This is a genomic window from Allobosea lathyri (genome assembly GCF_900108245.1).
GTDB lineage: Bacteria > Pseudomonadota > Alphaproteobacteria > Rhizobiales > Beijerinckiaceae > Allobosea > Allobosea lathyri.
This window is the reverse complement of the sequence record NZ_FNUY01000004.1, coordinates 338,072-352,322: the sequence shown is the minus strand read 5'-3', so window position 1 is coordinate 352,322 and position 14,251 is coordinate 338,072. Positions and strand designations below refer to the sequence as shown.

The window sequence follows — 14,251 nt, the reverse complement described above, 5'->3', positions numbered from 1 at the left end:
GAAGGTGGCTCCGCCAAGCGGAGACGGATGAGGGGGCGCGCGACCTTTCCGATGATGTGGCGCAAAGAAAAACGCCAACGATAAAGGATGCGGCGCCCCCTCACCCCAACCCTCTCCCACGAGGGGAGAGGGGGTTCTGTTGCGCTGCGTCGTCCGCCCGGTGCTTCCACGGTCGGTCTTACCGCGCCGAGGAAATATCGACCGTCCCGAAGCCCGTCCGTCCGAACCTGTCGGGCCGGTACATGTCCTCGATCACGGCAGCCGGAGCGACATAGCGGCCCGGCGACACGGCGCGTGCGATATAGGCGACCGTGAAGGCGAGCTTCTGATTGGTGCCTCCGGTTCGCTCAAAAGCCGCGACATAGCGGTCGTCGCGCGCTTCGGTATGGACCGGAGCAACCTCCTGCTTCAGCCAGTCGAGGCCGGCGACAGAGGCACCTTCGGTCAGGTTGGCGTTCTCGATCTCCAATCCGGCGGGAACGGGATCGACCAGCAGCAGCCGGCCATAGCGGCTGGCGGGCTCCGTCACCGTCAACGCCACGACATAGCGCTCGTTCTGGCGCAGCCGGGCGGGGTCGGCCTTCTCTCCCTTCATGGTGTAGATCACGCGCTCCAATGCAAAGCCCTGGTTCAGGGCGGGCTCCGGGGCGGTCGGGATACCCGAGACGGTGATGACGGCCTGTGCCGAGGCCGCGCCCGGGTTTGCGACTGTCAGTGCCTTGGCTTCGAGCGCTTCGGCGGAGATCGTGCGGTAGAGCGGTCCCTTGCGCTCGGTGCCGTCGACCGTCAGCGTCATGCCTTCGGCGTCCTTTGCCATGGCCTGTGCGGCCAGAACCATCCACATCTGCTCCTGCGTCGAGGTGTAGCGCGCGCTGTTGCGGGCGCTTTCGACGATATTGGCGGCGCGGGAGATGTCGGCGCGCTCGCCATTGGCCTCGGCGATCAGCGCGAGGACGGCGGAACCGTCGCGCAGGCGCGAGCCGTAATCGGGCCGCGACAGGCCATCGTCGCGGCTCTCCTGAAGGCTCGCCAGCGCGCTGGTGAAAGCGGCGCGGCCCCGGCCCCGGTCGCCCAATGCCGAAAGCGCGGCGCCGATCTGCGCGCGCGCCAGCGGCGTCGCGAAATCCGCGAGCTTGTTGTCGGCGAGATAGCGCAGATCGCCCATCACCGGCCGGCCGTTGCGAGCCAGCACGTAGAGCGCATAGGCGATGCCGGCAGCCTCCTCCTTGTTGATCTCGCTGGTATTGACGACCTGGTTGCGCAGGCGGTCGAGCGCGAGGTTGAAGGCGATCTGCGGCACCGCGAACTGGCGCTCGCGGGCGCGGGTCAGGAAGTCGGTCGTGAAGGCGTCGAGCCAGAGGTCGTCGCCGCCGACGCCCCAGAGGCCGAAGGAGCCATTGCCGCCCTGGCGGGCAAGCACGCGCTCGATCGCATTGGCGACACGCTCATCGGCATTGGCGTCGAGCGCGAGGTTCTCCAGCGAGGCGAGCTTGTTGACCGCGAGCAGCGGCAACGCGCGGCTCACCGTCTGCTCGGTGCAACCATAGGGGTAGCGGTCGAGCGCCTTCAGGATGGCGGGGACGTCGAGAGCCGCCAGCGGCGAGACGGAGACCGAGACCTGGCCGGAATTGGGCACGAGATCGGCCATCAGATCGGACGAAACTGTTATCGAACCGCCATTGCCCGGAATAGGCCGGACGACGCGGCGCGCGATGGTGCTGGCCGAGGGCTGCACGCGCACGGCGAGGTTCTGCACGGTGCCGACGCCATTCGGCCCGGTGATCCTGACGTCGAATTCGGCGCGGCCGAGGCCTGCCGCTGTCACCGGGATCGTCATCTGGCTCTTGGCGCCGGTCGCCAGCTGCAGCGTGCGCCGCGTCGCGTCGGCGGCCACGAGGACCGGGCCGCGGACATCGAGATCGACGACATAGGCACCGGCGGGGCCTTCGACATTGTCGATCTGCAGATGGAAGCGCGACTGGTCGCCGATGGCGAGGAAGCGCGGCAGGGTCGCCTGCGCAACGATTGGATCGCGCACGATCACGTCGGCGCTGGCCTGCCCGGTACGCCCGGCCGACCATGCGACCGCCATGACCCGAACCGAGCCATTGAAGGCCGGCAGTTCGAAATCGACCTTGGCCATGCCGTCAGCGCCGACCTTGACCACGCCGGAATAGCGGGCGAGGGGCTCCTGCGTCGGGGCCTCACCCTGCAACGGGGCCGCGCCGTCGCCGCCGGTGCGGATCGCGCCGCGCGTGCCCTGCATGCCGTCGATCAGGTAGCCGTAGAGATCGCGCAGCTCATGCCCGATCTGACGCTGGCCGAAAAAGAACTGGCTCGGATCGGGCGAGACGAAGCGCGTCAGGTTGAGGATGCCGATATCGACGGCTGCGACCGTGACGAAGGCCTCTTCGCCGGCCCTTGCGCCGGTGATCTTGACCGGCAGGGACAGCGTCGAGAGCGGGCGCACGAGGTTGGGCGCGCCGAGATCGACGCTCAGGGTCCGCTCCTCCTTGCCGATCGCGAACCAGGCGAGGCCAATGGCGCGGCCCGGCAGGCGCTGCGCTGCCGTGTCCATCGGGCGATGGGCGAGCACGACCAGATAGGCGCTGGCGCCCCATTCGGACTTGACCGGGATGCTCGCGGTCGCGCCGCTGGCGGCGATGTCGATGGTGCGGATCTCGGTGACCCGGTCGCTGATGACGGCGAGTGTCGCCTTGCCGGCGAAGCGGGGCGACAGCCTGACCTGTAGGTTTTCGCCATTGGCATAAGCGCCTTTGTCGAGTGCGACATCGAGAACATCGGGCGTGTCGGCGGTCTTGTCGGTTTCATAGCCGACGCTGAAGGAGACCGAGGTCTCGGTGGAATCGGGGCCGTCGGCGGCGACATCGAGGCGGTAATTGCCCCATTCGACGGGGGCTGCGACGCGCGCATCCGCGGTTTCGCTGACTGCGACCTCACCATCGGCGACGCGCCGGGTTGTCTTCACGCCTTCATAGTTCCAGCGGCCGTCCTGAAAGAACCACTGATAGTTGCGGCGGACTTTCGAGAGCGTCCATTTCACGCCGGGACGGGCGAGCCGCTTGCCGTCGCCATTGGCCATGATCACATCGAAGGTCGCAGTCTGGCCATTGCCGAGCTCGCCGTCCTTGAAAGCCTTGCGGACACCGATAGCCGCGCCCTTGGGAACGATCGGCAGCGTTACCGAGCGGGCGATGGCGCGGCCGCCGGGTTCGCCGACGCGGAAGGTCAGCTCGACCTCGAGCGGACGGTTGGTCTCGGGCTGCTGGACGGGGTTGGAGACAGAGACCTTGCCGGCGGCATCGGTCGTCGTGCTCTCCTCGAATTCGGACTGGACGGGGGCGAACTCCTCATCGGTCAGCCCGACCTGATAGCCGGCGAAGCCGGGAATGGCCGATTGCGCGGCCGAGCGGATCGTCATCGAGCCGGTGACGTCGAGTGCCGAGCCCGGCGCGCCGTAGAGATAGCGCGCGTTGACATCGACCTCGGCGGGTTCGCCGGCCTGGAGGACGGGCGCCTTTGGTGTGAGCGTCAGCTCCAGCCGCTCGGGTACGTAATCCTCGACGAGGAAGGTGACCTCGCCGATCGCCGGGCCTTTCGGGTCGGCATAGGCCTGAACCCGCCAGGTGCCGGTTGCGGCCCCCGACAGAAGCGGAATGGAATGGGCGCGGCCGCCGGCGCCCTGGTCTTCGACCTGCCGGCGGCGATATTCGACGCCGTCAGGCCGCTTGACCGAGATCGTCAGCGGCAGGCCGGTGACGGCGGCGCCCCTCGCGTCGCGCAGCAGGCTGGTCAGATAGACGGTCTCACCCGAGCGATAGACGCCACGCTCGGTGTAGAGATAGGCGTCGAGGCCGGTCGGGGCCACGCGGCCCTTGACGCCGCGATCCGAGAGATCGAACGCCGTCTGCTTCAGGTCGAGAAAGCCGTAATCCTCGCCCAGCAGGGCTGTCACGAGCCCTGGCGCATTGCCGCCCTGGCCCTTGGCGAGACCGGCATCGAAGCGGGCATAGCCATTGGCGTCCGAGCGCGCTGTCGCCAGCACCTCATTGTTGCGCGCGACCAGCCGGAGTTCGACATTGGCGATCGGGGAGGCGTCGGCGAGCGAGCGCGCCAGCACATGCACGCCATCGGGACCGGAGAAGGAGGTCAGGCCGAGATCGGAGACGACGAACCATTGCGTCGCGCGCGTCGTGCCGTCGTCATAGTCGCCATCCCCATCCGAGGGCGGCGCGGCAGCCTGACTGCCCGAGGGTTTTGCGAACATGACGTAGACGCCAGGCTTCAGCGCGCCGACTGCCTCGATCACCGGGAAGGCGGTGACGACATCCTTGTTCAGCTCCGACTTCACCTCCATCGAGCCGGTCCAGACACTCTGGCCCTTATCACCAGCGATCTGCTTGGCGGAATAGGAGCCGAGCTGGCCGAGGAAATCGTCCGAGTGGACCGAGTTGATCAGGTTGCGGTCGCCGATGCGCATCACCTCGAGATCGAGCCGGCCGGCATTGACGGAAACCACGGGCACGCCCTGCTGACCCGTGCGCGGCAGGACGTAGTTCTTGCCGGTGAAGCGGACGGATGGCGTGCGGTCGCGGACATAAACCTCGTAATCGGCCGATTTCAGCAGCTTTTCGTCGGGCAGGGCCGAGGGCACGCCCTGGCGGATGACGAAGGCGTAGCGCTCGCCATGGCGCAGGCCGTCCACGCAGATCTGCTTGTCCTCGGCGCTGACTGCGAAATCGCCTTTGCCGCCGGAGATCGCGACGTAAGGCGCGAAGTCGACGCGCCCGCGCGCCAATGCTTCGGAGAACTCGAAGCAGGCGCGAGGCGAGGCCGCATCGGAATCGACCTTGTTGGAGACCAGCCGGAAACCGCGCTTTTCGCGCAGGCTCTCATAGGCGGTGCGCAGCGAGGCGTTGTCGGTGAGGTCGAGGCTGAGACGATAAGTCGTCAGGGCCGGGCGCCAGAGTTCGTTCCTTTCGAAGATGCGGGCGAGCACGCCGAGCGAGGCGGCCTCGTCATTGCGGTTGGTCGAGCGCTGATAGCCGAGATAGGCGGCGCTGATGGCGCGCTCCCGCAACTCCCAGCGCTCGCGATAATCGCGCGGCTCGATCGTGTTGGCAGCGCGCGCCATCAGGCGCCAGCCGGCGGCATTGCCGGGCTCGGCGACGACAGCGGCATTGGCCTGCGGCAGTGCGGTGCGGGCGTCGCCACGCGCAAGCGCGGCCTCGCCGGTGCGCAACGCCTCGGCGGCGGAGCGCGTGCCGGCGGAAACCTCACGCTTCAGCCGCTCCTCCAGCCGCTGGCCGTCGGCAGCGAGGTCGTTGCGGACATAGGCCTTCTGGGCAAAAGCCGGCGATGCGGCGAGCGCCAGTCCAAGGACGAGCGCGAGACGGGCGAACAGGGGCATCGTCGATCCTCTTTTACGTCGGTCCGGCCCATCATCCTGCGTGGCGAAAGCCTCGTTGCGATGACGACCCCCAAGGTCGCGGCAGGCTATCACCGGCACTTGCCGGCGCAATGCGAAAGGTGGCCTTGACGGCTGCGCAGTTGCGGGCCGTCGCGATCTGACGCTCAATGCGCCACCTTTGCTGCGGGCCTGGAGACGGATGATGGTGCGGAAACGTTCGGGAGTTGCCGCTTCAGGATTGATCGCCGGGGCGCTGGTGGTTCCCGCATTCCTGATGACGTTGACCGTCGCGATGGCGCAGGCACCGGCTCCCGGCCCCAATCCGCAGATCGCGGCCGCACAGGCGAGTTTCGAGAGCTTGCCCGAGGCGGAGCGCAAGGCGATCCAGTCCGACCTGATCTGGACCGGGGATTTCAACGGCGCCGTCAGCGGGTCCTATGGCCCGCTGACCTTTCGGGCGATCAATGCGCTGAAAGCGGGGTCACGCGGTGCGCCAGACGGCATATTGAGCCCGAGCGACCGCCGCGCACTGGCGCAGGCTGCGCAGGTGGCGCGGGATGCGGCGGGCTTCCGGCTCGTCGCCGACGAGCGCACCGGGGTGCGCATCGGTATTCCTACGAAGCTCCTGCCGCGCCGCGATGCGACGCCGACTGGAGGCAGCCGCTGGCAGAGCGAGGATGGCAAGATCACGCTCGACACCAGCACGACGCCGGAAACCGAGACGCTGGTGCCGCTGTTCGAGCGTGCTACCGCCACCAATGTGCCTGGCCGCAAGATCACCTACAAGCTGATCAGGCCGGACTTCTTCGTCGTCACCGGCGAGACCGCGACCGGCCGATTCTATCGCCGGCTAGCCGCCGGCCCAGGTGCCCTGCGCGGGTTCTCCATTGGATACGACAAGGCGATGGCCGGCACGGTGGACAAACTGGTGATCGCGATCGCCAGCAGTTTCGAGCCGTTCCCCACCGGCCCGGCGCCAGCTGCCGCCACAGCCGTTGCGAGTACTGCGAGCCCGCCAGTGGCGGCGATCCCGTTGCGCGTCACCGAACGCTATGGCGTCGCTCTCGTGCTCTCCGACAAGATCGTCGTCACGGCGGGGTCGGCGATCGATGGCTGTCGCGCCCTGCGTGTCGGCAATCGCAATGCGAAGCTGCGCATGAAGGACGATGCGAGCGGCTTGGTCCTGCTCGATCTCGACGGCAGTGGGGCTGGCTCTGCTCCCGCCTTGCGCGGGCGCGCGCTGTCCGAGCGTGAGAGCGTCGTGCTGGTCGCCTTCGGGGATGATGGCGGCAAACGTGCCGCCGTGGCGTTGCCGGGGCAGGGCGCCCGCATCGGGGCGGGCTCGGCCGTGTTTGCGCCGCTTCAGCCGGGCCAATCCGGCAGCCCGGTCTTCGACCGGCAGGGACGGCTGACCGGGCTCGTCACCGGCAATCCCTCCGACAAGGTCCTGATCGCAGGCGTCGCGCCGCAGCGCGCCTATGCGGTTGCAGATGCTGCTACCTTGCAGGGCGTGCTTGGGAAGGCCGGCCTGTCGCTGCCGGCCGCGCAATCAGGTTCCGAGCTCAGTACCGGAGCCGTTATCGACAGGGTCGGAAAGTCGGTCCTGCCGATCGTGTGCGGCTTGTAAGGCGAACGTTCCAGGCAGGTGTTTCTCCGGCCAAGTATTTCGATGCGGGTGCTGCACGCAGAATGTGGCCGTTCTGCTGCGAAAGACCAGTTGTCGTTGCTGCGACAATCGGCTCAGATGTCCACCGTCTATCAAGGGTGCCCCGCCACTGGCTGAGGAGCGCTCGATTTTAAATCGATTTAGCGGAGGGACCAGAAAATGAGCGATATCATCAGCAGGCGCGGTGTCTTGAAGGGCGCGGCTGCGGCCGGCGCCGCAGGCCTCATCGTCAACCCCGCGCGTGCCCAGGCGAACTGGCCAGCGCGGCCCATCACCATGATCTGCCCATGGGGCGCCGGCGGCGGAACCGATGCGACGGCCCGCATCGTCGCCCAGCTTCTGGAGCGCGATCTGGGCCAGCCGGTCAATGTCGTGAACCGCACCGGCGGCTCGGGGGTCGTCGGCCATTCGGCGATCGCGACGGCCGCGCCCGATGGCTACACGATCGGTATGCTGACGGTCGAGATCTCGATGATGCACCATCAGGGGCTGACCGATCTCAAATCGACGAATTACGCGCCGCTTGGTCTGATGAACGAGGACCCGCCGGGCGTACAGGTCAGCGCATCCAGCCCCTACAAGGATATCAAGGCGCTGGCCGAAGCGATCAAGGCCGCGCCTGCCGGAAAGCTCAAGGCATCGGGCACCGGGCAAGGCGGCATCTGGCATCTCGCGCTGATCGGCTGGCTCGTCGCGATGGGCCTGAAGCCCGACCATGTCGCCTGGGTCCCGTCGAACGGGGCGGCGCCTGGCATGCAGGATCTGGCCGCCGGCGGCATCGACATCGTGACCTGTTCGGTGCCCGAGGCGCGCGCCATGATCGATGCGGGCAAGGCGAAGTCGTTGGCGATCATGGCGACCGAGCGCAATCCGCAGTTCAAGGACGTGCCGACGCTGAACGAGACGCTCGGCATCAACTATTCCGTCGGCGCCTGGCGCGGCATCGGGGCGCCCAAGGGCGTGCCGGCCGATATCCAGGCCAAGATTACGGCGGCACTGAAGAAGGCCTTCGATTCGAAGGACTATCAGGACTTCATGAACGCACGCGGCTTCGGCATGAAGTTCGCGGACGGTCCGGGCTTCGGCAAGTTCATGGAAGAGGGCGACAAGGCGATGGCTTCGGCCATGAAGGCAGCGGGCCTTTCCAAGGCCTGATCGCGTCCAAGCCTGCAAGCACCGGGGCCGCTCAGGGGGCCCCGGTGTTTTCGTCCCGTATCCTTCGACATGATGAGGTTGCCGCAATGCAACTGTCCGACCGTATTACCGGCGCTGCCATCGCAATGCTCGGTTCCGTCGCGTTCCTTTACGGCTCGAAGCTCCCGCCCGTTCCCGGCCAGCAGGTCGGCCCCTCCGCCTTCCCGATGGTGGTGGGAGCGGGGCTGGCGATCTGCGGCGTCCTGATCGTACTCGGCATCGGCCGACATTTCGAAGAGGTGGCGGAGGCCGATGTCATCAGCCATGCCACGCCCGAGGAACTGGAGCCGCTGCCGGCCTGGCGCTCCTGGCTTGCCCTGCTGCCGCCCGCGCTTGTGTTCTTCTATGCGCTGGCTTCCGAGACGCTGGGCTTCCTGCCGACAGCTGCGATCATGGTGCTGACGGCGAGCTTCGCCTTCGGCGCCAGGCCGAAACTCGCCGTGCCGCTGGCGCTGATCGCGCCGTTCTTCATCAACCTGATTTTCCTGAAGCTGCTGCGTGTGCCCTTGCCCGGCGGCCTGCTGCCCTTCCCGTGGTGACCTCATGAACACAGTCATCCAGGCCTTCGGGCTCGTCTTCGCTTGGGATGTGCTGATCGCGATCTTCGCCTCGGCGATCTATGGGCTGACGGTCGGGGCGTTGCCCGGGCTGTCGGCGACCATGGCGACGGCGCTGCTCGTGCCGGTCACGTTCTACCTGTCGCCGATCGCGGCGGTCGCCACCATCATCACGGCCTCGGCCATGGCGATCTTCTCGGGCGATATTCCAGGCTGCCTCCTGCGCATCCCGGGAACGCCGGCCTCGGCGGCCTATACGGACGAAGCCTATGCGATGACGCGCAAGGGCCAGGCAGAAACAGCCTTGGGCATCTGCCTCTGGTTCAGTGCGCTCGGCGGCATCGCCGGCACGTTGTCGCTGATGATCCTGGCTCCGGTGCTGGCCGAATTCGCGCTGAGCTTCTCGACCTACGAGAATTTCTGGCTCGCGCTGCTGGGGTTGATGTGCGCCACGCTGGTGGCGCGCTCCTCGCCGATCAAGGCGATCGCGGCGATGCTGCTTGGCCTGCTGATCACTTGCATCGGCATCGACAATCCAGGTGGCGTCGCGCGCTTCACCCTGGGCTCTACGGATCTGCTGGGGGGCATCGAGCCGATTCCGGCGCTTGTCGGCGTGTTCGCGCTGGCGGAAGTCATGCGTGCCCTGACCGAGCGCGAGCCGCCCAAAATGCCGCATCGCCGGCTCGGCAGCATTCTCAAGGGCCAGATCGCGCTGACCAAGCAGTATCCCAAGCAGCAGGCGCGCGGAAACATCGTCGGCATCATCATCGGCGTGCTGCCGGGCGCGGGCGCCGACATGGCGGCCTGGGTCAGCTATGCGATGTCGAAACGCTTCTCCAAGACGCCCGAGAAATTCGGAACAGGCCATCCCGAGGGTTTGATCGAGGCCGGGGCCAGCAACAATGCGTCCCTTGCCTCCGGCTGGGTGCCGGCGCTGCTGTTCGGCATTCCCGGCGATACCATCACGGCCATCGCCATCGGCGTGCTCTACATGAAGGGGCTGAACCCCGGCCCGACGCTGTTCAGCGAGCAGGCGTCGAGCATGTATGCGCTCTACATCATCTTCATCCTCGCCAATATCATCATGATCCCGTTGGGCATCGTGATGATCCGGCTGGCGAGCCGCGTCGTCGGTGCGCCCCGCTCGGCGGTGATGCCGGTGATCATGGTGTTCTGCGCGGTCGGTGCCTTCGCGACCGCCGGCAACAACCTGTTCGCAGTCTACTGTGTCGCGGCCTTCGGGGTGCTCGGCTTTGTGATGGAGAAGAACGGTTTTCCGGTCGCGGCGCTGGTGCTGGGCATCGTGATGGGCACGATGGTCGAGCAGAGCTTCGTCACCTCGCTGATCAAGTCGGATGGCAGCGTGCTGCCCTTCCTGAGCCGGCCGGTCTCCGGCGTGCTGGCGGCGATGACCTTTGCGGCGCTGCTCTGGCCGGTGTTCTCCTGGTCGATGGAGAAGCTGAGGGCGCGGCGAGCGGTCGCGGCGTGACGCAGCGAGCAGGCTCGCTCAGGAGCCCATCACGCCTTCCAGCTTCGCGGCCAGTGCGATCAGCCGCGGGCGGACTTCGCGCATCAGGAAATCGGGATCGAGGATGACGCTGGGCGCGCCGCAATTGATCGCCATGGGCGGCAGGCCGCCTCCGGGGCGGAATGCAACCGCGATCGCATTCACCGTCGGCTGCCAATCGCCGAAGGAGCGCGCGCAGCCGAGCGTGCGATAGTCGTCGAGCGCCTGTTCGATGCCGGCGCGCTGGCCGGGCCATGTGGTGTCGTCGACCGAGCGGAGGTCCTCCATGATGGCGGTCTGCTCGACCTCGTCGCAGCGTGCGAGATAGGCGCGCCCCATGGCGCTGCGGGCCATCGCGACGCGCGAGCCGACATCGATGTTGAGCGCGATCGCGGCCTCGCCCCGGCAGCATTCGATATAGCGCATGCTGAGCCGGTCGCGGACGCCGAGCCCGACCGAGGCGTTGGAGAAGGCGGCGAGTTCGCGCATGCCGGGCCGGGCGAGATGGCTGACATCGAGCCCCGCAAGGGCCGTCGCGCCGAGCGCCATCAGCGCCGTGCCCAGCCGGTAACCGCCCGCTTCAGGAACATGATGCAGGTAGCCGAGGCGGGTCAGCGTATAGCTCAGCCGCGAAACGGTGGAGCGGGCAAGGCCGCAGCGCGCGGCGATCTCGGAGTTGGCGAGCGTGCCCTCGCCGCGCTTGAAGCAGGTCAACAGATCCAGCCCGCGCGCCAGCGCCGTGACGAAGTGACGATCCTCCTTCGCACCGGCCGGCCCGGTCTCCTCCACCGGGGAGGTCTGATCCGTTGGCTGCGGGCGAGGGTCCATCGCTCAGCGCTTCAGAAAGGCGGCGAAGGCTGCCATCGCCTCGGCCGATTGCAGACGCTCGGCGAAATGGCGAGCCTCGGTTGCGATCGTCTCAGTCACGATCGCGGCCCCGCCGCGCTTCAGCAGCATCTTCGTCAGCGCTACGGATTGCGGCGGCAGTGCCGCCAGCGCCCTTGCCTTGTCCAGCGCCTTCGCCAGTGCGGCCCCTTCCTCCACGATTTCGTTGAGCAGGCCGGCCTCGGCCGCCGCGTCGGCTCCGAAGGCCTCGCCCAGCATCAGCAGTTCGGCCGCGCGCTTGGAACCGGCGATCAGGGGCAGCAGATAACTCGATGCGCCCTCGGGCGAGAGGCCCAGCGCCACGAAGGGCATGCGGAAATTCGCACTCCGGCCGGCATAAGCGAGGTCGCAATGCAGCAGCATGGTCGTGCCGATACCGACCGCGAACCCCTCGACGGCGGCGATGATCGGCTTCTTCGCCGTCGATATGGCTGTGAGAAAATCCATGGCGATGCGCGGGCCGTCGCCGGCAGCAGCCGCGAAGTCCCGGATGTCGTTGCCGCTGGTGAAACAGCCGGAGGCGCCTGTCAGGACCATGACGCGGATGGCCTCATCGGCTTCTGCTGCCGCGATCGCCGCGATCAGGCCGGCATAGCTTGCCCGGTCCAGCGCATTGCGGCGTTCTGGCCGGTTCATCGTGATCTGGCTGATCCCGGGGGCGACGATCTCGGTCAGAATGGTTTCGGTCATCTCGCCCCGGCTCCTTGTCGGCCCCATGAAATGGGATCGCATGCGCCTTCGAGCGTGGTCAAGCAGGGTGTTTGTTCTGCATTGCAGCATGAGCCTCGAGTGGCCTGTCCTAATGCGGTGGAACGGCTTGACAACGTGTGTTCGTCACCCTTCCTAAGCGCGGCATATGCAGAAATGCGTTCTGCATTGCAGACTGGCCGCTGGTTGCGCCCTAGGAGCATGCTGATGCAGACCGTTCGTCTCGCGCACCGTGGCAGGATCGCGATCCTCACGATCGACAACCCGCCGGTCAATGCACTCAGCGCGGCCCTGCGAGCCGATCTGGCGCGCGCTGTCGGCGATGCGGTCGCGAATCCTGCAATCGACGCCATCGTCATCGCCGCCAGCGGGCGGGCCTTCATCGCAGGCGCCGATATCAGCGAGTTCGGCAAACCGCCGGTCGCGCCGATCCTGCCCGAGGTGCTCGACGTGATCGAGAATGCGGCCAAGCCGGTCGTCGCTGCGATCCACGGTGTCGCATTGGGTGGCGGGCTTGAGGTCGCGCTCGCCTGCCATGGGCGGGTGGCGTCGCCCGGCGCCAAGCTCGGCTTGCCGGAGATCAAGCTTGGCCTCATTCCAGGCGCAGGTGGCACGCAGCGCCTGCCGCGGCTGATCGGGGCAGCCAAGGCGTTCCCGATCATGCTGGGAGGCGAGCCGATCTCGGCGGGGAAAGCCCTGGAACTCGGGCTTGTCGACGAGGTCGTTTCCGGCGATCTCGTCGAGGCGGCCGTCACGCTGGCGAGCGGACTTGCCGCGAAGGGCGCCTGGGAACGCACGGGCGAACGGGCCGTCCGCCTGACGCAGGTCGACCGCGAGGCCTTCGAGGCGCAGGCGATGAATGCGGCGGCGAAATCGGGCGATCTCCCGAACGTCAAGGCGTTGATCGCGTCTGTACGCAATGCTTTCGATCTCGATTTCGCGCAGGCTCTGGTGGCGGAGCGCGCCCTGTTCACGGCGCTGGTCGCCGACGATCGTTCGAAGGCGTTGCGCTATGTCTTCTTCGCCGAGCGTGACGTGGCGCGCGTGCCCGGTATCGGGCCTGAAGTGAAGCCGCGCCCGATCGAGAGCGCGGCCGTGATCGGTGCCGGGACGATGGGCGGCGGCATCGCGATGTGCTTTGCCAATGCCGGCATCCCGGTGACGCTGATCGAGACCGAGCAGGCGCAGATCGACAACGGGATGAATCGCGTCGCCGCGATCTACGAGATGTCGGTGACGCGAGGCTCGCTGACGCCTGAGCTGCGGGACAGGCGCATGGCGCTGATCTCAGGCGCGGTCGGGCTCACGGCCGCCGCGAACGCCGATATCGTGGTCGAGGCCGCCTTCGAGGAGATGGGCGTCAAGCTGCAGATATTCGGAGCGCTCGACGGCATCGCCAAACCCGGTGCGATTCTCGCCAGCAACACCTCCTATCTTGATATTCCCACCATCGCGGCCGTGACCAAGCGGCCGCAGGATGTGATCGGGATGCATTTCTTCAGCCCCGCCAACGTCATGAAATTGCTCGAGGTGGTCAGGCCCGCCGGGGCTGCCCCTGATGCCATCGCCACGGCCGTGACGCTCGGGCGGACGCTCGGCAAGGTTGCGGTCGTCGTCGGCAACTGTTTCGGCTTCGTGGGAAACCGCATGCTGGCGCAGCGCACGCGCGCGGCCGAGCGGCTGCTGATCGCTGGCGCACTGCCCCATGAGGTCGATGCGGCGGTGACCGATTTCGGTTTCAAGATGGGGCCCTTCGCCATGTCGGACCTGGCCGGCAACGATATCGGCTGGCGCACGCGCAAGGCGCTGGGGCGGAAGGCTGCGGTGGCGGATGCGCTGTGCGAGGCCGGTCGCTTCGGCCAGAAGACCGGCAAGGGCTATTTCCTGTATCCGGAGGGCGCCCGCACCGGCCAGCGCGATCCCGAGGTCGAGACGCTGATCGCACATGTTTCGGCGCAGAAGGGCGTGACGCGGCGGTCGTTCACGGCCGAGGAGATCGTTTCGCGCCTGATGGATCCGATGGTCAATGAAGGCGCCCGCATTCTCGAAGAGGGCATTGCGGCGCGGCCGGGCGATATCGATGTGATCTGGCTGAACGGTTATAGTTGGCCGGCCTGGAGGGGCGGGCCGATGTACTGGGCCGATGCGGTTGGGCTCGACGTCATCGTGAGGCGTCTCGAAGCCCAGGCGACCGAGACCGGCGATGTCTCGCTCCAGCCGGCGCCGCTCTTGCGCAAGCTGGTCGCCGAGGGCAAGAGCTTTTCGAGCTTGAAGGATGCCGCCGCCTGAGCGGGGAGGCACCG

General features: G+C 67.2%; 8 protein-coding genes. 5 read left to right on the top strand and 3 right to left on the bottom strand.

Annotated elements, in window-relative coordinates:
• Positions 1-178: 178 nt before the first annotated feature.
• On the bottom strand, positions 179-5,431 hold the full coding sequence (locus C4S73_RS12105) for an alpha-2-macroglobulin family protein (RefSeq protein WP_103872745.1): 5,253 nt from the start codon (positions 5,429-5,431) through the stop codon (positions 179-181).
• Positions 5,432-5,633: 202 nt separating this feature from the next.
• On the opposite strand from C4S73_RS12105, the gene C4S73_RS12100 reads away from it, so the two are divergent.
• The 4 genes from C4S73_RS12100 (at position 5,634) to C4S73_RS12085 (ending at position 10,337) form a co-directional block, all read left to right on the top strand.
• On the top strand, positions 5,634-7,058 hold the full coding sequence (locus tag C4S73_RS12100) for a S1 family peptidase (protein ID WP_146071338.1): 1,425 nt from the start codon (positions 5,634-5,636) through the stop codon (positions 7,056-7,058).
• Between the two features lie 198 nt (positions 7,059-7,256).
• A complete protein-coding gene (locus C4S73_RS12095) occupies positions 7,257-8,252 on the top strand; it encodes a tripartite tricarboxylate transporter substrate binding protein (protein ID WP_103872743.1) in 996 nt (331 codons plus the stop codon).
• An 86-nt stretch (positions 8,253-8,338) separates the two neighbouring features.
• The gene (locus tag C4S73_RS12090) at positions 8,339-8,830 is read left to right on the top strand and encodes a tripartite tricarboxylate transporter TctB family protein (protein ID WP_103872742.1); all 492 of its coding nucleotides are present in this window, start codon (positions 8,339-8,341) and stop codon (positions 8,828-8,830) included.
• Positions 8,831-8,834: 4 nt separating this feature from the next.
• Positions 8,835-10,337: a tripartite tricarboxylate transporter permease gene (locus C4S73_RS12085; RefSeq protein WP_103872741.1), complete on the top strand. Its 1,503-nt coding sequence runs from the start codon at positions 8,835-8,837 to the stop codon at positions 10,335-10,337.
• 18 nt (positions 10,338-10,355) lie between these two features.
• Here the strand turns inward: C4S73_RS12085 and C4S73_RS12080 are convergent, their stop codons facing one another.
• Positions 10,356-11,183 carry an IclR family transcriptional regulator gene (locus C4S73_RS12080; protein WP_103872740.1) on the bottom strand — a complete coding sequence of 276 codons (828 nt, stop codon included), beginning with the start codon at positions 11,181-11,183 and terminating at the stop codon, positions 10,356-10,358.
• A gap of 3 nt (positions 11,184-11,186) precedes the next feature.
• The gene (locus C4S73_RS12075) at positions 11,187-11,930 is read right to left on the bottom strand and encodes an enoyl-CoA hydratase-related protein (RefSeq protein WP_103872739.1); all 744 of its coding nucleotides are present in this window, start codon (positions 11,928-11,930) and stop codon (positions 11,187-11,189) included.
• Positions 11,931-12,152: 222 nt separating this feature from the next.
• Between C4S73_RS12075 and C4S73_RS12070 the strand changes: the two genes are divergently transcribed.
• A complete protein-coding gene (locus tag C4S73_RS12070; protein WP_425290340.1) occupies positions 12,153-14,237 on the top strand; it encodes a 3-hydroxyacyl-CoA dehydrogenase NAD-binding domain-containing protein in 2,085 nt (694 codons plus the stop codon).
• The last annotated feature ends 14 nt before the right edge of the window (positions 14,238-14,251 follow it).